Origin of the sequence: Clostridium sp. AF34-13 (genome assembly GCF_003477845.1) — a bacterium.
Taxonomy (GTDB): Bacteria; Bacillota; Clostridia; order Lachnospirales; family Lachnospiraceae; genus Butyribacter; species Butyribacter intestini.
The window spans coordinates 75,104-96,556 of record NZ_QUEB01000009.1; the positions used below are offsets into that span (position 1 = coordinate 75,104).

The 21,453-nt window shown below is 36.5% G+C and carries 17 protein-coding genes; 16 read left to right on the forward strand and 1 reads right to left on the reverse strand.

The window, feature by feature from the left end:
* Positions 1–394 precede the first annotated feature (394 nt).
* The 11 genes from trxB (at position 395) to DWZ63_RS09080 (ending at position 12,214) form a co-directional block, all read left to right on the forward strand.
* Entirely contained in the window at positions 395–1,324 is a 930-nt protein-coding gene (gene trxB, locus DWZ63_RS09030) for a thioredoxin-disulfide reductase (protein WP_118499564.1), read from the forward strand.
* Between the two features lie 249 nt (positions 1,325–1,573).
* On the forward strand, positions 1,574–2,650 hold the full coding sequence (locus DWZ63_RS09035) for a leucine-rich repeat domain-containing protein (protein ID WP_118499566.1): 1,077 nt from the start codon (positions 1,574–1,576) through the stop codon (positions 2,648–2,650).
* Positions 2,651–3,015: 365 nt separating this feature from the next.
* The gene (locus DWZ63_RS09040) at positions 3,016–3,963 is read left to right on the forward strand and encodes an Rpn family recombination-promoting nuclease/putative transposase (protein ID WP_182431476.1); all 948 of its coding nucleotides are present in this window, start codon (positions 3,016–3,018) and stop codon (positions 3,961–3,963) included.
* Positions 3,964–4,533: 570 nt separating this feature from the next.
* Positions 4,534–5,412: a phosphate ABC transporter substrate-binding protein gene (locus DWZ63_RS09045; RefSeq protein ID WP_022013636.1), complete on the forward strand. Its 879-nt coding sequence runs from the start codon at positions 4,534–4,536 to the stop codon at positions 5,410–5,412.
* Between the two features lie 255 nt (positions 5,413–5,667).
* Positions 5,668–6,534: a phosphate ABC transporter permease subunit PstC gene (pstC, locus tag DWZ63_RS09050; RefSeq protein WP_118499569.1), complete on the forward strand. Its 867-nt coding sequence runs from the start codon at positions 5,668–5,670 to the stop codon at positions 6,532–6,534.
* Between the two features lie 7 nt (positions 6,535–6,541).
* The gene (gene pstA / locus DWZ63_RS09055; protein WP_055944518.1) at positions 6,542–7,381 is read left to right on the forward strand and encodes a phosphate ABC transporter permease PstA; all 840 of its coding nucleotides are present in this window, start codon (positions 6,542–6,544) and stop codon (positions 7,379–7,381) included.
* A 231-nt stretch (positions 7,382–7,612) separates the two neighbouring features.
* Positions 7,613–8,368, forward strand: a complete 756-nt coding sequence (gene pstB, locus DWZ63_RS09060) for a phosphate ABC transporter ATP-binding protein PstB (protein WP_118499571.1) — start codon at positions 7,613–7,615, stop codon at positions 8,366–8,368.
* An 18-nt stretch (positions 8,369–8,386) separates the two neighbouring features.
* Entirely contained in the window at positions 8,387–9,022 is a 636-nt protein-coding gene (gene phoU / locus DWZ63_RS09065) for a phosphate signaling complex protein PhoU (protein ID WP_022013632.1), read from the forward strand.
* A gap of 16 nt (positions 9,023–9,038) precedes the next feature.
* Entirely contained in the window at positions 9,039–9,725 is a 687-nt protein-coding gene (locus tag DWZ63_RS09070; protein ID WP_118499573.1) for a response regulator transcription factor, read from the forward strand.
* Positions 9,718–11,373, forward strand: coding sequence for an ATP-binding protein (locus DWZ63_RS09075; protein WP_118499575.1), 1,656 nt, complete (start codon positions 9,718–9,720; stop codon positions 11,371–11,373). Before DWZ63_RS09070 ends, DWZ63_RS09075 begins: the two co-directional genes overlap by 8 nt.
* Positions 11,374–11,389: 16 nt before the next feature.
* Entirely contained in the window at positions 11,390–12,214 is an 825-nt protein-coding gene (locus DWZ63_RS09080; protein WP_182431477.1) for a Cof-type HAD-IIB family hydrolase, read from the forward strand.
* Positions 12,215–12,351: 137 nt separating this feature from the next.
* Here DWZ63_RS09080 and DWZ63_RS09085 read toward each other — a convergent pair whose 3' ends face one another.
* Positions 12,352–13,029 carry a YoaK family protein gene (locus DWZ63_RS09085; protein WP_118499579.1) on the reverse strand — a complete coding sequence of 226 codons (678 nt, stop codon included), beginning with the start codon at positions 13,027–13,029 and terminating at the stop codon, positions 12,352–12,354.
* A gap of 434 nt (positions 13,030–13,463) precedes the next feature.
* Here DWZ63_RS09085 and DWZ63_RS09090 point away from each other — a divergent pair, with 434 nt between their 5' ends.
* The 5 genes from DWZ63_RS09090 (at position 13,464) to DWZ63_RS09110 (ending at position 21,438) form a co-directional block, all read left to right on the forward strand.
* On the forward strand, positions 13,464–14,519 hold the full coding sequence (locus tag DWZ63_RS09090; RefSeq protein ID WP_118499580.1) for an electron transporter RnfD: 1,056 nt from the start codon (positions 13,464–13,466) through the stop codon (positions 14,517–14,519).
* Between the two features lie 309 nt (positions 14,520–14,828).
* Positions 14,829–15,377, forward strand: a complete 549-nt coding sequence (locus DWZ63_RS09095; protein WP_118499582.1) for a sigma-70 family RNA polymerase sigma factor — start codon at positions 14,829–14,831, stop codon at positions 15,375–15,377.
* A gap of 14 nt (positions 15,378–15,391) precedes the next feature.
* Complete coding sequence (locus DWZ63_RS09100; RefSeq protein ID WP_118499584.1) at positions 15,392–15,991, forward strand: hypothetical protein; 600 nt, start codon at positions 15,392–15,394, stop codon at positions 15,989–15,991.
* Between the two features lie 298 nt (positions 15,992–16,289).
* Positions 16,290–18,704: a glycosyl hydrolase family 65 protein gene (locus DWZ63_RS09105; protein ID WP_055944482.1), complete on the forward strand. Its 2,415-nt coding sequence runs from the start codon at positions 16,290–16,292 to the stop codon at positions 18,702–18,704.
* 19 nt (positions 18,705–18,723) lie between these two features.
* Positions 18,724–21,438 (forward strand): cellobiose phosphorylase, encoded by a 2,715-nt coding sequence (locus DWZ63_RS09110; RefSeq protein WP_118499586.1) that lies wholly within the window; start codon positions 18,724–18,726, stop codon positions 21,436–21,438.
* Positions 21,439–21,453: the final 15 nt, after the last annotated feature.

The following is a 21,453-nucleotide window of genomic DNA, read 5'->3' on the forward strand; positions in this document are numbered from 1 at the left end:
TGCAAGGGTTAAAATACATTTTGCCACCGACATCATAGGATTAAAGAGCAGCTTAAATATGGATAGCTGCTCTTTTTTTGGCATAAATATATATGATATGTGGAATAATCGTTATTGTTGATGTCTGCGGTGCAGTCAGAAGTGGAGTAATTCATTTAGTTCAAAGTAGAGTGAAGTTTGTTTGAAGTGACATTGAAGTTTGTTTGAAGTGATATTGAAGTTTGTTTGAAGCGACTTTAAAGTTGACCACGAAGTGATATTGAAGTATTATTGAAATGTTGTAATCAAATGTGTCAAGAGCAATGTTTTACAGAACAAAACCTGAAATGGTTACATTAAAATAAAAGTCAATGGTTAAATACAGAGAGTACATTTATTAAAAATTGGAGGGAATATGCGAGATTTAGTTATAATAGGAAGCGGACCGGCAGGTCTTTCGGCAGCAGTATATGCAAAAAGAGCCAAACTTGATGTAGTTGTTATAGAAAAAGCAGGATACAGTGGTGGACAGATAGTATCAACAGAGCAGGTGGACAATTATCTTGGATTGCCTGAGACAGACGGCTTTACACTTGGAAGTAAATTCAGGGAGCACGCAGATATGCTTGAAACTGAGTTTATCGATGCAGAAGTAACAAAAATAGAAGAGATAAATGACACAGAGGGGAAAAAGGCATATAGGATAATTCTTAATGCCGGGGAGTCCGTCGAGACAAAGACAATAATAGCTGCTACAGGGGCATCACACAGGAAACTTGGAGCCGCAGGTGAGGAAGAACTTACAGGCACTGGTGTATCATATTGTGCAACTTGTGATGGTGCATTTTTTAAGAAAAAGGTAACAGCCGTGGTCGGCGGTGGAGATGTGGCACTTGAAGATGCAATTTATCTCTCGGCTTTATGCGAAAAAGTTTATCTTATACACAGGAGAGACGAATTCAGGGCAGCAGTAAACATTCAGCAGAAAGTAAAAGAAACACCAAACATAGAGATACTTCCGTTTTATGAGATAAAAGAAATAAAAGGCGACAATAAAGTATCGTCAATCAAACTTGTGCAAAACAAAACAGGTGAAGAAAAAGAACTTGAAGTGTCAGGAGTGTTCGTAGCTGTAGGAATGAAACCGGTAACGGATATATTTAAGGATTATGTCGAGCTTGATAAAACAGGTTATATAAAAGCGGGTGAGGATTGCAAGACAAGCAGTGAGGGAATCTTTGCAGCGGGAGATATAAGGACAAAACCGCTCAGACAGGTAGTGACAGCAGTTGCGGACGGAGCAACGGCAGTGCAGTCGGTCGAAAGATACCTTCATAGTAGATAAAAAATAGGATTGTAAAAATATCGAAAACGGACTATTTGTGATATAAATAGTCCATTTTTTGTTGAAAAAAACGGAAACAGCTTTTTGACATGGGTATGTTAGGATGGGGAATGTAAAGATACAAGCAGAAAAAAGGAGCTGCACGCTGACAATTTTTAGGTATTAGGGCAGTAGTTCCACAAGATTTGTGGTTGTGCACACCAGAAACAGTCTTGTAAAGCAAAAAAGTGTGCAGAAAAGAGGTTTATTATGGTTAAAAAGAAAAAAATGAAAGTTGCGTTTGCAGCATTTGCAGGAGTGATGTTCTTTGGAGGACTTGCATTTTCACCGAATAAGTCGCAGGCGGCGAAAAAAGTAAGCATAACAAAAAGCGTAAAGGTATATGAAGGAAAAAATGAAAAGATTAAACTGAGCAACAACAAGAAAAAGGTTGCATGGAGTGTGACAAAAGGCAGTGGAAATATCAGTCTGTCAAAGAAATCAAAGACGGGTGTAACTGTAAAGGGCAGTAAGGCAGGAACAGCAAAGGTACAGGCAAAAATAGGAAATAAAAAATATGTGTGCACTGTCACTATAAAAGCGGCTCCGGATGCAAATGCAAAGAAAGGAATACTTACGAGTGACAATTTAAAATACTGGGGAGTAAAAGATAGCGGAGCTGTTGTTATTCCTGAGGGGGTAAAAGAAATTGGAAATGATGTTTTTGCTTACAGTGAGATTAGCAGTGTTAAATTGCCAAAGACTCTTAAAGTTATTGGACAAAACGCATTTGCTTCATGTGAGATAACGAGTATCAAATTACCTGATTCACTTAAAACTATTGGTGATTATGCGTTTACAAGAACAACATTGAAATCAATAGAAATTCCTGATACAGTAAGTGAGATGGGAGATTATGTATTTTATTCTTCTGAACTTGAAAGTGTAAAACTTTCAAACGGTTTAAAGAAGTTGGGAAAAAATCTATTTGACAGTTGTGATATGTTGACGGATGTAACAATTCCGGATGGAGTGACATATATAGCTGATAACTGCTTTGTTTCCTGCTTTGAACTTAGTAATGTTAAATTACCAAGTACATTAAAAGAGTTAGGAGAGTGGACATTTTCTGGCTGTTCAAAATTGAAAGATATAACAATTCCGGATGGAGTAACAACGATAGGTGCATTTTGTTTTTCTGACTGTGGTATTAGCAATATAACGGTGCCTGACAGCGTAACAAATATTTCAGGCAATCCATTTGATTCAGATATGAAAATTACTTGGAAAGGTACTACTTATGAAGATTCGTATGATTTTATGAAAGTGTTTAAAGGTCAGTCATAAAATTAAAAAATATAACAGGATAAAAGTCATAATTAAAAATTATTACAAAAAGATGGACTATCTGATATGCAGGTAGTCCGTCTTTTCTATTATGTTTACTATTGCATGGTAAAAAGTTGAGCGATGATGTATAGGTAAAAGATATTATCAATTTATAAAATTAAGGAGTCACACATTACTTTGGGGTGATGGTGAGTATCTGATTGTGCATAGCACAAATATCCTTGCCTGAATGAAATGTCTTGACGAACATATATTCATATGGTAGTATAAAAACACAAAAAACAAACAAATGTTTGCAAGAGCTGGGAGGAATTATTGCATTTTTATTATACAGTATGTATAATGTAAGAAAGGAGACATTTATGGGGAAAATCGATATAGCAACAAAGCAGTATATGTCGCATAGGGATATTATAGCGGATGCCTTTAATTTTTACATTTATGATGGAAGACAGGTAATAAAACCTGAAGAATTGCAAAAAATAGATACGGCAGAGATTGCATTGCCATATGGAAACGATGCTGATATGGCAGTTCAGAAATTGAGAGACAATCTTATGTTGTGGTCTATGGCAAAGGATGACGAGGCGGTCTATGTAGTGCTTGGAATTGAAAACCAGGACAAAATCCATTATGCGATTGCCGTTAAAAATATGCTTTATGATGCATTACAATATGCAAAGCAGGTAGAAGAAGCAAAGCGGTCTTATAGAGACAGGTCGAAGAAAAAGCAGATTAAGTTAAACTCAGAAGAATTTTTATCAGGGTTAAAAAAGGAAGATAAATTAATGCCTGTAATCACATTGGTAGTATATTTTGGTGATAAAGACTGGGATGGAGCAAAAAGCATACATGAAATGTTATCGGTTGATAATGTTGAATTATTGTCGTATGTACCGGATTATAAGATAAATCTTATAGAACCGGCAAAAATATCAGACGAAAATTTTGATAAATTCAAAACTGATTTAGGGGCAGTAATGCAGTTTATCAAACACCAGAGTGATAAAGACGGTAGCTGGATAAAAGGAAACTCAAGATTTAATCATGTAGAAAAAGAAGCGGTAGAATTGATAAATATAATAACCGGGGCAAAATTTGCCGGGGATGATAAAGAGGAGGTTGTTGATATGTGCAGAGCATGGGAAAATTCTATGAAAAATGCGAAACTTGATGGAAAACTTGAAGGAAAAATCGAGACATTGTATGAAGAATGTGAAATGTCAATACCGGATATAGCTAAAAAAGTTTCAAAACCGGAGGAGTATGTGAGAGAAGTTATAAAGAGAATGAAAGCAGCTTGTCTGTAAAAATGCGGAAACATATCTGATATACTATACTTGTTGTCATTTCCACTCCGACAACGGAGAGGAGGTGTTAATGTATGTTATCTTTTATTTGTGCTGTTGTGGCAAGTGTAGTTGCATACTATATATGCAAATGGTTAGACAAGCATTTCTAAATGGCAACTAGCCTGGCAGAAGCTTAAACTGCTCAAACAAAACAAGTAAAAACCCCTATAAGTTGCACCTTATAGGGGTTTTGTTTTGGTGTTAATATAACACTGTTATCTTTTATTTTGCTGATTTGATTATAACATATCTACCCAGTTATTTCAAGTATATTCGAGACACTATTTAACATTCTTGTAACAGTTCAGCCTTTCATTTCTTACATTCTTAAAAAATTGTATCTTTTAACAATTTTCCCACCCTTGCTTTTTAATACTTTTTGTCTTTTTTCCTTTCCGAGCAGTCTCATATTCTTTACATATCTTTTACATAACCTGCCTTTTGGATTTTACTTAACCCATATATCATAATACTTGTAAAAAGGAAAACAAAAAACAATTAAGTTTAAATCAAAAGGAGACAAAAATTATGAGAACAAAAAACAGATTATTAGTAGCTGCAATGGTATCAGCATTAACACTTACATCACTTACAGGATGCGGAAATTCTTCAAACGGTGATAAAGCTTCTTCAGGTTCATCAAGCAGTTCAGGAGCATCTTCAAGTGCAGAACTGAGCGGTTCTGTAGCGACAGACGGTTCAACATCAATGGAAAAAGTAGTTGGTGCATTAGGCGAGGCATTTATGGAAGCAAACCCTGATGTAAAATTTACATACAATCCTACAGGTTCAGGTTCAGGTATCACAGCAGTAACAGAGGGAAGATGCGATATAGGACTTTCAAGCCGTGCACTTACTGATGATGAAAAAAATCAGGGACTTGAGGAAACAATCCTTGCATATGATGGAATTGCTATTGTAGTAAATCCAAAGAATAAAGTTAAAGATTTAAAGGTTCAGCAGATTGCAGATATTTACACAGGAAAGATTAAGAACTGGAAAGATGTTGGCGGAGATAATGGAGACATCGTTCTTATCGGCAGAGAAGCAGGAAGTGGTACTCGTGATGGATTTGAGTCGATTACGGGAACAGAAGATAAATGCAAATACGGACAGGAACTTACATCGACAGGTGATGTTATCACAACAGTTGCAAACAATCCAAATGCTATCGGATATGCTTCACTTGCATCAGTTGATGACAGCGTAAATGCTCTTTCGGTAGACGGAGTAGCACCATCAGAAGATACTGTAAAGGATGCAAGTTATAAAATTCAGAGACCTTTCGTATTCGTTACAAAGAAAGATAAAAAACTCAGCAACGAGGCACAGGCATTCTTTGATTATGCAATGAAAGCATCAGAGACTATCACATCAGCAGGTGTAGTACCGGCAAATGAAAAATAGTGTAAATAGTAATAAATAAAATGCTTAAAAGGGGTGAGTTATATGACTTGCCCGTTTTAACACTATCAGGGAAGTTTTCAACTTCTATTGCAGGGCAGGAAATATGAGTATGGAGTTTAGTGTGAAAAATCCATATATTCAAGATTTTTCAAACGCAAGATTTGTGTCTGGGCACATTTGACACAAATCTTATATGTGAAATATATTACATTTCACATTATGCACTAAAAAATGTGTGCAGAAATGAGGATTAATATGAAGAAAAGTCACAATAAATTTGAAACAATTATCCATGGGATATTTTTAATACTTGGTCTGATTACGGTTGGCTTTGTTTTGCTTATAACTGTTTATCTTGTTATCGCAGGAATACCTGCAATAAGAGAAATCGGGTTATTTAAGTTTCTGTTTGGAAAGAAATGGGCATCAACGGCATCAACACCATCGTATGGAATCCTGCCATTTATCCTGACAAGTATATATGGTACGGCGGGAGCCATCATAATAGGTGTTCCGATAGGATTTCTTACGGCTGTATATCTTGCAAATGTTGCAAACAAAAAAATGAAGGCAGTTGTTGAGATGGCAGTAAGCCTGCTTGCCGGAATACCATCTGTTGTATATGGTCTTGTTGGTATGCTGGTACTTGTTCCATGGGTAAGAGAAACATTTAATATAGCAGATGGTGCAAGTCTTTTTGCAGCAATAATTGTTCTGGCGATAATGATTCTGCCATCAATAATAAGCGTTTCACTGACGGCACTAGAAGCAGTCCCACCGGAATATGAAGATGCATCACTTGCACTTGGTGCAACACCTATCGAGACATATTTTAAAGTATCTGTACCGGCAGCAAAAAGCGGTATAGCGGCGGCTGTGGTACTTGGTGTTGGCCGTGCGATAGGGGAGGCAATGGCAGTAATGATGGTTTCAGGCAATGTAGCCAATATGCCAAAACTTTTTGGAAGTGTAAGATTTCTTACAACAGCAGTTGCAAGTGAAATGTCATATTCATCGGGATTGCAAAAACAAGCATTATTTTCAATCGCACTTGTATTGTTTTTGTTCATAATGCTGATAAATGCATTACTTAACAGCCTTTTAAAGAAAGAAAAGGAGTAATCAGACTATGAAAAGAAAAGCTTATATCTGGATAATGAAAATACTAATGTGGATATCAGTTGCGATAACCTGCGGTCTTGTTGTATTTGTTATCGGATTTGTATTATATAAAGGAGTTCCCAATATTACATGGAAACTTCTAACTACTAAGCCCAGCTATCTGACAAAGAATATAGGTATTCTGCCTGATATTTTAAATACATTTTATATAGTAATAGCAACACTTGTTGTCGTTCTTCCTCTTGGAGTTGGAGCAGCGATATATCTTACTGAGTATGCGACAAATAAGAAACTGGTTGCGGTAATAGAATATGCGGCGGAGACACTTTCAGGTATTCCGTCGATTATATACGGTCTTGTTGGAATGTTGTTTTTCTGCGAATTTCTCAAGATGCAGACATCAATATTAGCGGGTGCGATGACGCTTGTTATTATGAATCTCCCGACAATTATGAGAACAACACAGGAAAGTTTAAAAACAGTTCCGCAAAGTTACAGAGAGGGTGCTTTTGGACTTGGTGCAGGTAAATGGAGGGTTATAAGGACTGTCGTGCTTCCAAGCTGTGTTGACGGTATTATGACAGGATGTATTCTTGCAATCGGAAGAATACTCGGAGAATCGGCAGCACTATTATTCACGGCTGGTTTTGCACATACGATAAACGGATTTGTTGACGGACTCGGCCGTGCAGGAGCAACACTTACCGTTGCACTTTATGTTTATGCTAAAGAGCAGGGTGAGTTTGAGGTAGCATTTGCGATAGCGGCAATTTTGATGATACTTGCACTTTTGGTTAATCTTGCTGCTAAATTTACGGGACTTTATTTCAAGAAGAAAGTAGAGTAATATTTGCGAAAATTTTGCAGGTTGTGTTAGTGGTATGACTACAACAGATAATACCATCGGCACACTTGCGTTACATTGTCGCTCGTAACAGTACATAAATGGTGAAAAAACCACCATTAAGTACTGGCGGCGACAAAAGTGCCGACTAACATTATTTGTTGTAGTCATACCACTTAATTACAAGAATGACAGTTTCACAAATAACTAAGATATATATGCAGGAGGAATTATATGAATAACATAATGACGGTTAAGGACTTGTGTCTCTGGTATGGACAGACGCAGGCATTGAAAAATATAGACATTGATATTCCAGAGAAAAGCATTACGGCTCTTATAGGTCCGTCGGGATGTGGTAAGTCAACTTTTTTAAAGACACTTAACAGGATGAATGATCTTGTGCAGGGTGTAAAGATTACAGGTGAGGTTAAATATGGAGATATGGATATTTTTGCACCTGATACTGATGTAAATAAACTACGAAAAGAAATAGGTATGGTTTTCCAGAAACCAAATCCTTTTCCTATGAGCATCTATGACAATATTGCTTACGGACCGAGAACACACGGAATAAAAAATAAGGCAAAGCTTGATGAGATAGTTGAAAATTCTCTCAGAGGTGCCGCAATATGGGATGAGGTAAAGGACAGACTTAAAAAGTCGGCACTTGGTATGTCGGGTGGACAGCAGCAGAGACTCTGTATAGCGAGAGCACTTGCAGTAGAACCTAAAATTCTTCTTATGGATGAGCCTACAAGTGCACTTGATCCAATTTCTACATCCAAGATAGAGGAACTTGCAAGTGAACTTAAGGAAAAATATACGATTGTTATAGTTACACATAATATGCAGCAGGCAGTTCGTATATCAGATCAGACAGCATTTTTCCTTCTTGGCGACCTTATTGAATATGGTAATACTGAGAAGATGTTTGCGACACCTGAGGATAAGAGAACTGAAGATTATATTACAGGAAGATTTGGTTAAGATAGGAGGATTTTGAAAATGAGAAGCAGATTTGATGAACAGCTTGCGGATTTGAATAAAAAGCTTATTGAGATGGGTGCGATGTGTGAGGAGTGTATTTCTTTGGCTGCAAAGGCATTAAAGGAGGGAAATCCGGGGATTAGATGGGAAGTCGAACCTCTTGATAATTCGCTTGATGACCTTGAGAGAAATGTTGAATCTCTTTGTTTAAAACTTTTGCTCCAGCAGCAGCCGGTTGCAAGGGATTTAAGACAGGTATCAACAGCTCTTAAAATGATAACGGATATTAAGAGAATAGGAGACCAGGCGTCAGATGTTGCTGAGATAATAGGCTTTTTAAATGGAAGAACAAGTGAGGAATGTGAATATCTTGACCAGATGGCAACAGCAACAATAAAGATGGTTACAGAGTCTATTGATTCATTTGTAAAGAGTGATCTTAATCTTGCAAACAGCATAATCGAGTATGATGATGTTGTGGATGAGTATTTCAACAAAGTCAAGATTTTCCTTATAGACCTTATTGCAAAAAATCCAAAGGATGGCGAGTATGCACTCGATCTTCTTATGATAGCAAAATATTTTGAGCGTATCGGGGATCATGCCGTAAATGTAGCTAAGTGGGTTGTTTTTTCAGTAACGGGAAATCATTAAAGAAAAGAGGAATGATATGATCTGGTGCGTAGAAGACGATGTAAGTATAAGAGATATTGAAATTTATACATTGGAACAGACAGGATTTACAGCAAAGGGATTTTGTGATGGTGACAGCTTCTGGGTGGAACTTGCGACAACCGATGAACTGCCGGAACTTGTAATATTAGATATAATGCTTCCGGGAGAAGACGGTGTTTCTCTTTTAAAAAAGATTAAGGCATCTTCCCGAACCAGAGATATTCCGGTTATAATGGCTACTGCAAAAAGTGTTGAATATGATAAGATAAAAAGTCTTGATATGGGTGCAGATGATTATCTTGTAAAACCATTTGGAATGATGGAAATGGTTTCAAGGATAAAAGCCGTGCTCAGAAGATGTATGCCGAAAAAAGAAAACAAAACAGTATATGTTAATGGTATAATAGAAATGAATGTTGAAGAGCACACTGTATCAGTTTCCGGAGAGAGTATATGTCTTACATATAAAGAATATGAGATACTTAAGATATTTCTTATGCATCCCGGTATGGCATATACAAGAAACCGGCTTTTGTCAGAAGTGTGGGGTATCGACAGTTATGGAGAGAGCAGGACGGTAGATATGCACATAAAGACACTCAGGCAGAAACTTGGTGACGGTGGCAGATATATAGTGACAGTGAGAAATGTCGGATACAAAATGGAGGTACACAATGACTAAAAAAATATTTAAATCAGTGCTTTTAGTTGCCGTAGTGATGGTATTGTTCTGTTGTACATTTATTCTTGGAATTTTGTACAGGCATTTTACTACAATAGAAGAGGAACAGCTTGGAGCACAGCTTGGTTTTGTTGTAACCGGAGTTGAAAATGGAGGAGTGGATTATCTTAAAAGCCTTACGGAAAAAAAGTACAGAATAACATGGGTTGAGCCGGATGGAACAGTGAAGTTTGATAATAAAACAGATGCTTCAAAGATGGAAAATCATGCAAACAGGGAAGAGATAAAAGAGTCTTTGAAATTTGGCAGAGGTGAGTGTACAAGATATTCATCTACGCTTACGCAAAGGACAATTTATTATGCCAAAAAGATAAATGACGGCAGTGTAATAAGAATATCAATAAGTCAGGAGACCGTACTTAAGCTTTTATTTTCGATGATTTCACCCATGGCAATAACTATACTTCTGGCAGTGATATTATCTTCATTACTTGCAAGAGGTGTATCCAAAAAGGTTGTTGAGCCGTTAAATAACCTTGATCTCAACAAGCCATTACAAAATGATGCATACGGCGAGATAGCACCGCTTTTAAGACATATAGAACACCAGCACAGGCAGATAGACGAGCAGGTTTTAGAACTTCGACAGAAGAAAGACGAATTTCAGGCAACCATCGAAAATATGGATGAGGGACTTATCCTGCTTGATGCTAAAAACAGTATAATAAGTATAAATCCGGCAGCAAAAAAGATATTTGGAACAACAGATGAGTGTCTTGGGAAAGATTTCCTTACGGTAGAAAGAAATACATCAGTTGGAAATACCATAAAAGAAGCAATGGAAAAGGGAAAGGCTGAGATTATACTTAAAAGATACAGGCTTGATTATCAGCTTGGGATAAGCAAGATAGAATCAGCCGGAAAAACACTTGGAGCTGTTTTACTTGCTGTCGATGTTACTGAAAAAAATAATGCAGAAAGAACAAGAAGAGAGTTTTCAGCAAATGTATCACATGAACTTAAGACTCCTCTACAGTCTATTATCGGAAGTGCCGAACTTATGGAAAACAATCTTGTAAAAGAAGAGGATATGCCTAGATTTGTAGGTCACATCCGTAAGGAAGCAGAAAGGCTTGTAAATCTTGTGGAGGATATAATAAGGCTTTCATGGCTTGACGAAAACAGGGATATGGAGACAGAACTTGTAAGTCTTAAGGATATTGCGGCAGAAACAAAGGAAGCTTTGGAAAATACAGCAAATGAAAAGAATGTGACAATAAACATAAGTGGTGAAGATATAAAACTTCACGGAGTCAGAAGCCTGCTCTATGAGATTGTCTACAATCTTTGTGAAAATGGGATTAAGTACAATAAAGAAGGTGGAAAAGTTGATATAACTTTATCAAAAGAAGCCGGAAAAGATATTCTCGTGGTCGAAGATACCGGAATAGGAATAAAAGAAGATCAGCAGTCAAGAATATTTGAGCGTTTTTACAGGGTAGATAAAAGCAGGTCGAAAGAAACCGGAGGAACAGGACTCGGACTGTCTATAGTGAAGCACGCAGCAATGTATCACAACGCAGATGTTACGCTTGAGAGTACGGAAGGACAGGGAAGTAAGTTTACGGTTATGTTTCCACGGGAGTAGAAAAGAGGAAAAATTTATGGAAGCTGCAAAAATATCAATGATAGCACTTGACCTTGACGGAACCTGTCTTGACAGTACCGGGAAAATGGTGGATAGAACAAGAAATATTCTTGAGTATTACGGAGAGAAGGGAACACAGATAGTATTTACGACAGGCAGGCCTATCGCAGGAATTTTAAAAGAATTGAGAACGATTTCGGGAACAAATTATGCAATAGCACTAAACGGCGGCATGGTCTATGAGCTTTTGGATGAACGGATAATCTATAAAAAGAGTATAGACAGGGAGGAAGTGCTTCTTGTAAGAGATATAGTGTTAAAGCACGATGCACTTACAGATGTTGCATCGTCAGGAGTAGGTTTCGGTGATAAAAAGACATATGACAATGCGGGAAAATACATAAAAAATGATGACTTTAGAAATTATTATCTTTCAAGCAGAGGGGCAAAAAAAGACCTTTGGGAAAATATAGAAAAACTGGAGAGTGTCGAAAAGATAAATATGTTTTTTAGTGACATGGAAGAAAGAAGAAAAGTCTTAGAGGAACTGAAAATCCTAAAAACATCAAAAGTGTGTTCGGGGATGCCGAACAATATCGAGATAAACCATTCAGAAGTAAACAAAGGAAATGCACTTAAGTGGCTTTGCAAAAAACTGGGCATTGATATATCAGAGCTTATCGCCTTTGGTGATGGTGGAAATGATATAGACATGATAAAGACTGCCGGATGCGGTGTGGCAATGGCAAATGGCTGTGATGAGATAAAAAGGTGTGCCGATGTTATCACAAGAACGAATGATGAAGAAGGAGTTGCTTACATTTTAGAAAAATATATATAAATAAAATCTGAATTTAAAAGTAATGTTATGATGTTGGGGTCAAAAGGTATTTTGACCCTAACTGATGCTTCGGATTGTTTCATTGCTACGCAATTTTCGTAATCCTGCAAACACCTCCATTCTTATTGTCGGTATTTTTACATTTTTTCTACAAACATCATTGTAAATACTGCCGCTAAAAGAAGTGAAGAAACCCATATTGCCCTGATTCCGATATGCAGGGATAGGATTCCACCAATTCCAGCGCCAATGGCAAATACAAATATTATTCCATAATAGTGTAGTGCTTTCTTTAAAATCTCAGGCTTCTTTTCACGCATATAGATGGAAAGGCTTTCAGTGCCGCTTCTTAAGTTTCCTATACACATCGTACTTGCGTAGCCGTAGCCGTTTACTTTTCTGAAAGTCTGAACCTGCATTGAGCAGGCAAAAGAAACAAGCATAGTTGCAGCCATATTGTAAGAGTCAGGTATAAGTCCGACAACAAACAATATGGCTAACTCCATAAGTACAATTATCTGACGCCAGTGAATTTTTTTTACATATTTGAGCCTTTTCTGTATTCTCTCAGCGACAAAAACTCCAAGTGCAAATGCGATTATAGGAAAAAGATAATGCAGCCCGCGTATCCATTCACCTGACATAAAATTCTGGCTCATAAGTACGACATTGCCTGTTTGTGCATTAGAAAAGACTTCATCCCTCACATTGTAAGTGTAAGCATCCTGAAATCCGCCCGATATGGCGAGGATTGCACTAAGTCTGAAAGTCTCAGAAGTCTGTTTTTTTAATTTGTTTGTTTTAGTTCTTTTCATTTTATATAAACTCCATTCAGCACACATTTTTTTGTGCATAGTGTGAAAGGTTTTGCCTTTCACACTAAACTCCATTTCAGCATACATTTTTTTACTTATAAAATATTATATAACAATCTCAAAGTATATGTGTAATGTATATATCGTATGTGTGATATATGGTATTGATATATGAATAGATTATCAAATTGTTACTTAAATAAATTACAGAATACAAATAAATTAACTTAAAATGTTGACTATTTAGCAAAAACGATTATAATTAAATTAACTTTAAATGAAAATGCAAACAAATAATTAAAGTTATACAGAAGAGTGATTTAAGTTGAAATGTATTATTAATGGGCAAGATTGGAAATATATTTCATGCACTCTCGAAAGTATTTGATTTGAGAAGATACAGAGAGTACATTTCATAAAGGGGAGGACGAAAAATGTGGATAAGTGCAGATAGTGAAAAGATAAGATATACGGGACGCATAGACTGGAGTGTGCCAAAAGAACCAACATGGATATTTCCATGCACATCGTCAGAGTTTAAATTTACTGGAAATACATTAAAAATCCATGTGAAAAATAAAAATGAATATTGGCAGAATTATCTTAGCTGTATTCTTGACAATGTGCAGTCACGCTTCTACATAAAAAAAGAGGGAGAAACTAAGATTGAAGTACGAGTGAATGAAAATGAGACAGGCGTTCACCATGTATTATTTTTTAAGAGACAGGATTCATGTCATGAAGTGACAATTCTTGGTTATGAGATAGAAGATGGCGAGAAACTCCTCGAACTTCCAAAGAAAACTGACAAAAGAATAGAGGTGTATGGAGACTCTGTATCAGCAGGAGAGGTATCGGAGGCCGTTGACTTTGTTGGAAAGGAAGACCCGGAGCATGAGGGTGGTTATTCAAACAGTTACTATTCTTATGGCTGGATTTTGGCAAGAAAACTGGGGGCACAGATACATGACATTGCTCAGGGAGGAATCGCACTTATGGATGGCGAGGGCTGGTATCACGAACCGGAGCAGATAGGAATGGAGACTGTTTGGAATAAAGTACATTATAATACAAGGCTTAGCGGTATGAGTGACTGGGATTTTAGTAAGTACATACCGCAGGTCGTAATCGTTGCCGTAGGACAGAATGACTGTCATCCGGAAGATTATATGAAAGAAGAGTACTGTCATCCGCAGGCAAGAAAATGGAGGGAACACTATATGAATTTTTTGAGAAAATTGAGGAGTGTATATAGTGAAGCCTACATAATATGCTGTACGACACTGTTAAACCATGATGAATCATGGGACGATGCGATAGCACAGGTTGTAAAAAATATGGATGATAAAAAGATAACGCAATATGTCTTTAAAAGAAATGGCATGGGAACACCTGGACACTTAAGAATACCGGAGGCATATGAAATGGCGGAGGAACTGGAAGAATATATTGGGACATTGGATGGAAAAGTTTTTAGTTGCATAGGATAGCAGATGAATTTATAGATATGGTTCAAAAGTATTGCGAACAACATTTAAAAGATATAAATAATGATAAATTTTAAAACTAAGTATATAGAAGATACACACTGGAGATTTAATTTTTTTGGTGTGTATTTTTTATATTTTTTAAACTTTCTGCTGACTCATTACAATATAATATATAGAAGCACAGATAAAACATGATTTGGAAAGGTAAATATTCGCTCGCAAGTTTTTCGATAGTACAAAGAAAAAATAATTATTCGTTATACAGATGTTAAACTTGTGTCGGAATTTAAAATTCACAGGACATTAAATATGAAAAAAGAAGAACTTGAACAATTTATTTTAAAATATGGTGAAACTCTGATGAAGTTTTGCAAGATAACCACCAACGACAGTGAACTTGCATGGGAACTTTATCAGGACACTATGCTCAGACTTGTTGAGCATTACAAAAAGCTTGATATGTCAGAAAATGTAAAAGCATGGGCAATCTCTACTGCCATAAATCTATGGAAAAACAAGAAAAGAAAATATGCGTGGAGAAAGAGGATTGCAAAGCAGGAAAGTTATGAGGTGCATATGGAAAATGAATTTCAAATTTTTGATTATGCGAATTTTTCCGGTGAACAGGATAACAGTCCGGAGGATACGGCAATAAAAAATGAACTTATAAGGTTTGTTCAGAGTCAGGTGAGAGAACTACCCGAAAAATACAGGATAGTAGTGTATCTTTATTACACGGCAGATATGAAGATAAAAGATATTGCGGCATTGTGCGAGATACCGGAGAGTACCGTTAAGAGCAGGCTTATCAAGGCAAAGAAAATATTGAAGCACAAGATTGAGTCCGCTTGGAAATAGAATGGAGGATTAATATGAATGATTTAAAAATAACGGATGAGCAGTTTGAAAATATTCTTCGGGTATCGATGTCACCCGAAGTTAAGAAAACAGAATTAAGATTTGCAAAAAAGTTTGGAATAAGGATAATGGCAATGTATATGTTGATGGCTGCGGCAGGACTTTATCTTATCACAGGTGCATATATATTTGCGGGCAGCAGCAGATATGTCAAGGCAGACAAGCTGTTTTTGGAAATAGGAAATTTATTTGAAAACAGTTCGTTTTATGTTTCATTTGTGACTTTGTGGCTCAGCATTTTGCTTTGTGGATTGTTTTTGGTAAAACAGCTTTTTAATATGAAACAATACAAAAAGAGCAGAGGATTTTATGTGATTTCGTATGCTGTAACTATCTTTTTACAGTATTATTTTGTGGACAGGCTTATACAGCCGTCAGTCTATGTGAGCAAGCTGTCGGTGGAAGTACCAAACGCTTTGAAATTAAGCCATTTTGCGGTAACTTATCTAAACGATGGAGTAACGAGTTCATGCAGTTTCAATCTTCTGCCTGCTGTTGTTCTTTGGGGTGTATCCTTTATAATCCTGCTCGTGCAGATGTTTAGGGAACGGTAGATGGCAGTTAGTTATATTTCAACTTCTATACTGAGGTATCGTGTATCGGGAATTTCGGTATGTCTTGTATTTACAAATCTTTTTGGAGCCTGAGAAGTCCTCGTATATGTCACATCAGCTGTGTAACATATTATATAAAAAAGGTATGTCATGAATCTGCTATTTTAATGAAAAATATTGTATATATTTTTTTATGAATCAGTTATATTTTGTAAAAAGATATTAAGTTTTGTGTCGTGCATACATGATACAGAAAATGCAATGAGAAAATTATTTATATGCAGAAAAGAGGAGCAAAATGAGATACGGCTATTTCGATAATGAAAAAAGGGAGTATGTTATTACAAGACCTGATACACCGGCACCTTGGGTAAATTATCTTGGTTCACCTGAATATGGTGCGATTATTTCAAACAATGCGGGGGGATACAGCTTTGAAAAATCAGGTGCAAACGGCAGAATTTTAAGATATGTATTTAATCAGTTTGATGAACCGGGAAGATATATTTATATCAGGGACAATGACTCAAAAGATTATTGGTCCGCATCATGGCAGCCGGTTGGAAAAGATTTGGATGAATACAAGAGCGAATGTCATCATGGAACAGCTTATACAAGAATGATTGCCAAATATTCAGGTATAAGCTCAGAAGCACTTTATTATGTACCGCTTGATAAATCTTATGAAGTATGGGATTTAAAGGTTACAAACAATTCAGAAAAAAATAGAAAATTAAATATAACAGGTTATGCTGAGTTTACAAATAATTGCAATTACGAGCAGGATCAGGTGAATCTTCAGTATTCACAGTTTATTACATCGACACATTTTTCGCAAAATCGTGTAATGCATCATGTTCATGGAAATCTTGATGCTTTAAAAGAAGACGAATACATTGACAATAAAAATGTTTCAATGAGATTCTTAGGAATGGCAGGTCAGAAGGTTTCATCATGGTGTGGAAGTAAAGAGGGATTTTTAGGAAGATACCATGATTATTCAAATCCGATTGGTGTTATTAACGGTAGTCTTGATAATAAGGGAAATTACAATGAAAACGGCTGTGGTGCTTTAACAACACTACTTGAACTTGCACCGGGAGAGACAAAGGAAGTTATTTTTATTGTTGGAATGAAGTACGATGATGAAGCGGCAAAGATAATTGCAAGATATGATGAAAATGAAAATTTATGTGAAAAAGAACTTGTTGAGTTAAAGAAATTCTGGCATGGGAAACTGGAAAAATTCCAAGTTAAGACACCAAGCGAGGAATTTAATACAATGATAAATACATGGAATGCATATAATTGTTTTATGACATTTATATGGTCAAGGGCTGCATCATTTACATATTGTGGTCTTAGAAATGGATATGGTTATCGTGATACAGTACAGGATATTCAGGGAATTATACATCTTGCCCCGGAAATGGCAGTAGAGAAAATAAGATTTATGCTTTCGGCTCAGGTTGACAATGGTGGAGGACTTCCACTTGTAAAATTTACACACAATCCGGGACATGAGGACACACCTGATGATACATCTTATGTTCAGGAGACAGGACATCCGGCATATCGTGCTGATGATGCTTTATGGTTATTTCCTACAGTTTATAAATATATTTCTGAAACAGGAAACATGGAATTTTTAGATGAGGTTATTCCTTTTGCAAACAAAGATGAAGCAACAGTATATGAGCATTTACAGCGTGCAGTTAAATTTTCTGCTGAGCATCTTGGAAAACATGGAATGCCTGCCGGTCTTTATGCAGACTGGAATGACTGCTTAAGACTTGGAAAAGACGGAGAATCTTCGTTTGTTGCAATGCAGTATTATTATGCAATGACAATACTTAGAAAGTTTGCTGAATATAAAAATGATGATAACTATGTAAAACAGCTTGACAAACAGCAGGAAGAACTCGGAAAGATTATTCAGAAAATTTGCTATGACGAGGATCGTTTTATAAGAGGATTTACAGAAGAAGGAAATGTTATCGGCAAGCGTACAGATGCAGAGGCGAATATGTGGCTTAACCCACAGAGCTGGGCTGTAATCAGCAAGGTTGCAGATGAAGAGCAGGGTGAGGTTATAATGAACAGCGTATATGACAGATTGAATACGGAATACGGTGCTATTCTTATGGATCCACCATATCATGCAGAAGCATTTCCAGGAGCTTTAGCGGTTATATATAATGCCGGAACAAAAGAAAATTCAGGAATTTTCTCACAGTCACAGGGGTGGCTTATACTTGCAGAGGCATTGTTGAAGCATGGTGACAGGGCATTTGAATATTTTATGGAGAATTCACCGGCAGCACAGAATGACAGAGCTGAGACGAGAGTGCTTGAACCATATTGCTATGGACAGTTTACTGAAGGAAAAGCAAGTCCAAATTTTGGGCGTTCACATGTTCACTGGCTCACAGGAACAGCATCCACTGTAATGGTTGGATGTGTAGAGGGAATACTGGGTATGCGTCCTGACTTTAGAGGACTTCATATTGAACCTTCAATTCCTGAAAAGTGGGAAAAATTTGAGATTACAAAAAGTTTTAGAGGAAGCCGGCTTCATATTGTTGTTAAAAATCCGGGTCATGTCCAGAGCGGCTGCAAAAAAATGATAGTAAATGGAAAAGAAGTTGAAGGAAACTATGTGACGGAAGATATGCTTACGGAAAATACAGAAATAGAACTTTATATGTCATAGGAACAGGAGGAATTTATAAATGGGAAAAATAAAATTTACGGACAATAGTGGAACATTTGTTATAGAAAATCCTGAAAATTACAGTGGTCTTTATCTTCCGCTGGCAGGCGAAAAGGAGTTAAAGTCAAGTATTACTCCGACACTTGCAGGTGATTCAAAAACAGACCAGAATCATTTCCTGTTTGAACCTGTAAGTATCGAAAATCTGCATAATAACAAAAATGGAAGAAATTTCTGGTGTCTGATAAATGGTAGTAATATGTGGTCTGTATCAGGTGCATCTGCCATGCAGGAGGCTGAAAAATTTTCAAAGGAACAGGATGAGAGTAAGATAGAAGCTGGTCTTATGTGGCAGAGGCTTACAAGAGTTTCAAAAAAGTTTGGTATTAGAGCAGAAGTGTTGTCTTTTGTGCCTGTTGATGAAAATATAGAGATTATGTATGTGACATTGAAAAATATTTCTGACAATGATATAGATATAACACCCATAGCAGCTCTTCCTATATATGGAAGAAGTGCTGACAATCTAAGAGACCATAGACATGTAACATCTCTTTTACATAGAATAGAAACAAAAGAATATGGAGTAGAAGTGGCACCTGTTTTATCATTTGATGAGAGAGGTCATAGAAAAAATGAGACTACATATTTTGTATATGGTTCAAAAGATGATGGAGAAAAGCCGAAAGAATTTTATCCTACAAATCAGATGTTTATCGGTGAGGGTGGAAGTTTTCTTATGCCGGAGGCTGTAAGAACTGGAAAAACAGGTGTAAATCCGGGAACGAAAATTCAGGGAAAAGAAGCGACAGGAGCCTTTGCTTTTGGAAATATTAAATTAAAAGCGGGTGAGAAAACAGGTTATATTATGCTTGCCGGTGTCACAACGCAAAAAGACACAATAGAATCAAGGACTTCATTATACAGAACAAAAGTAAATGTTATAAAGTGCTTTGAAAAAACAAAGAAACATTGGAAAGACAAAGTTAATATAGACTTTGAAATGAATGACAAGGCAGTTGATAATTATCTTAAATGGATATGCTTCCAGCCTATACTCAGAAGAATTTACGGATGTTCGTTCCTGCCATATCATGATTATGGGAAGGGGGGCAGAGGCTGGAGAGATTTGTGGCAGGATTGTCTTGCACTCCTTGTTATGGAGCCCGATATGGTTCGCAAAATGATAGTTTCTAATTATGGTGGTGTGAGGATTGATGGAACAAATGCAACAATAATAGGAAATGGACAGGGAAAGTTTATAGCGGACAGAAATAATATAACACGTGTATGGATGGATCACGCTTACTGGCCGTTTGTTACAACTAAACTTTATATGGATCAGACAGGTGATCTCGATATACTTCTTGATAAGGTGTCATATTTTAAAGACAGGCAGTCACTAAGAGGAACAGCACACGATGATGAATGGAAATTTGAAGATGGAAATACTCAGAAAACAGCTGGTGGTGTCGATTATTTTGGAACTGTTATCGAGCATATACTTTTGCAGAATCTTTGTGCATTTTATGATGTTGGAGAGCATAATGAAATGAGACTTCATGGTGCAGATTGGAATGATGCACTTGATATGGCATGGGAAAGGGGAGAAAGTGTCGCATTTACATGTGCATATGCGGGAAATTTAAAAGATATAGCATATTATTTGAGAAAAATTGAAAGTACAGACGGAATCCGCATTATTGAGGTTGCAAAGGAAATGGAATGTCTATTTAGAAAAGGTAAGGAATTGTACGAAAATCCTTACAAAAAACAGCAGCTTCTTTCTGAATATAGTAAACTTTGCTGTCACAATATAAGTGGCGAAAAAGCTGTATTAAAAATAAGTATGATATGTGAAAATCTTGAAGAAAAAGCAGATTGGCTCATGAAAAACATTCGTGAAAATGAGTGGATAAAAGAAGATGACAATACGGGGTGGTTTAACGGTTATTATGATAATCATGGAAAAAAGGTAGAGTATTATAAAAAAGATGATGTGCGTATGATGCTTACAAGCCAGGTATTTGCGATAATGAGTGGCACTGCAGATGAAAAGCAGATAAAAGCGATTTGCAACAGTGCGGATAAATATCTCTATGAAAAGAAAGCTGGAGGATACCGTCTTAATACAGATTTTAAAGAAGAAAAATTTGATTTTGGAAGAATGTTTGGGTTTGCATATGGTGAAAAAGAAAATGGAGCCGTATTTTCACATATGGCAGTAATGTATGCAAATGCATTATACAAGAGAGGCTTCATAAAAGAGGGTTACAAGGTGCTTAAAAATCTGCTTGATAGTGCGATGGATTTTGAAAATAGTATTATGTATCCGGGAATACCTGAGTATTTTGATAACGATGGACGCGGATTGTATGCCTATCTTACGGGTGCAGCAAGCTGGTATATGCTTACAATGATAACAGAAGTTTTTGGAGTAAGAGGAGAACTTGGAAATCTTGTTATAAAACCGGCACTTCTTCCTGAGCAGTTTGATAAAGATGGCAAAGCTGCAATAAAACTTAATTTTTCAGGAAGGACATTAAAGATTACGATTCACGCTGACATTGATAATATACAGGATAATAATGGAGTGTATAATAAAATAATAAGAGTGGAATGTGACGGAAATGAGCTTGAGTCTGCTGATTTAAAGAAAGTAGTAATAATGAAAAAAAGGATTGAAGAAATGAGCTGTGAACGATGTCATGAAATTGATGTTTTTATAAAATAGTATGTGAGATAATAT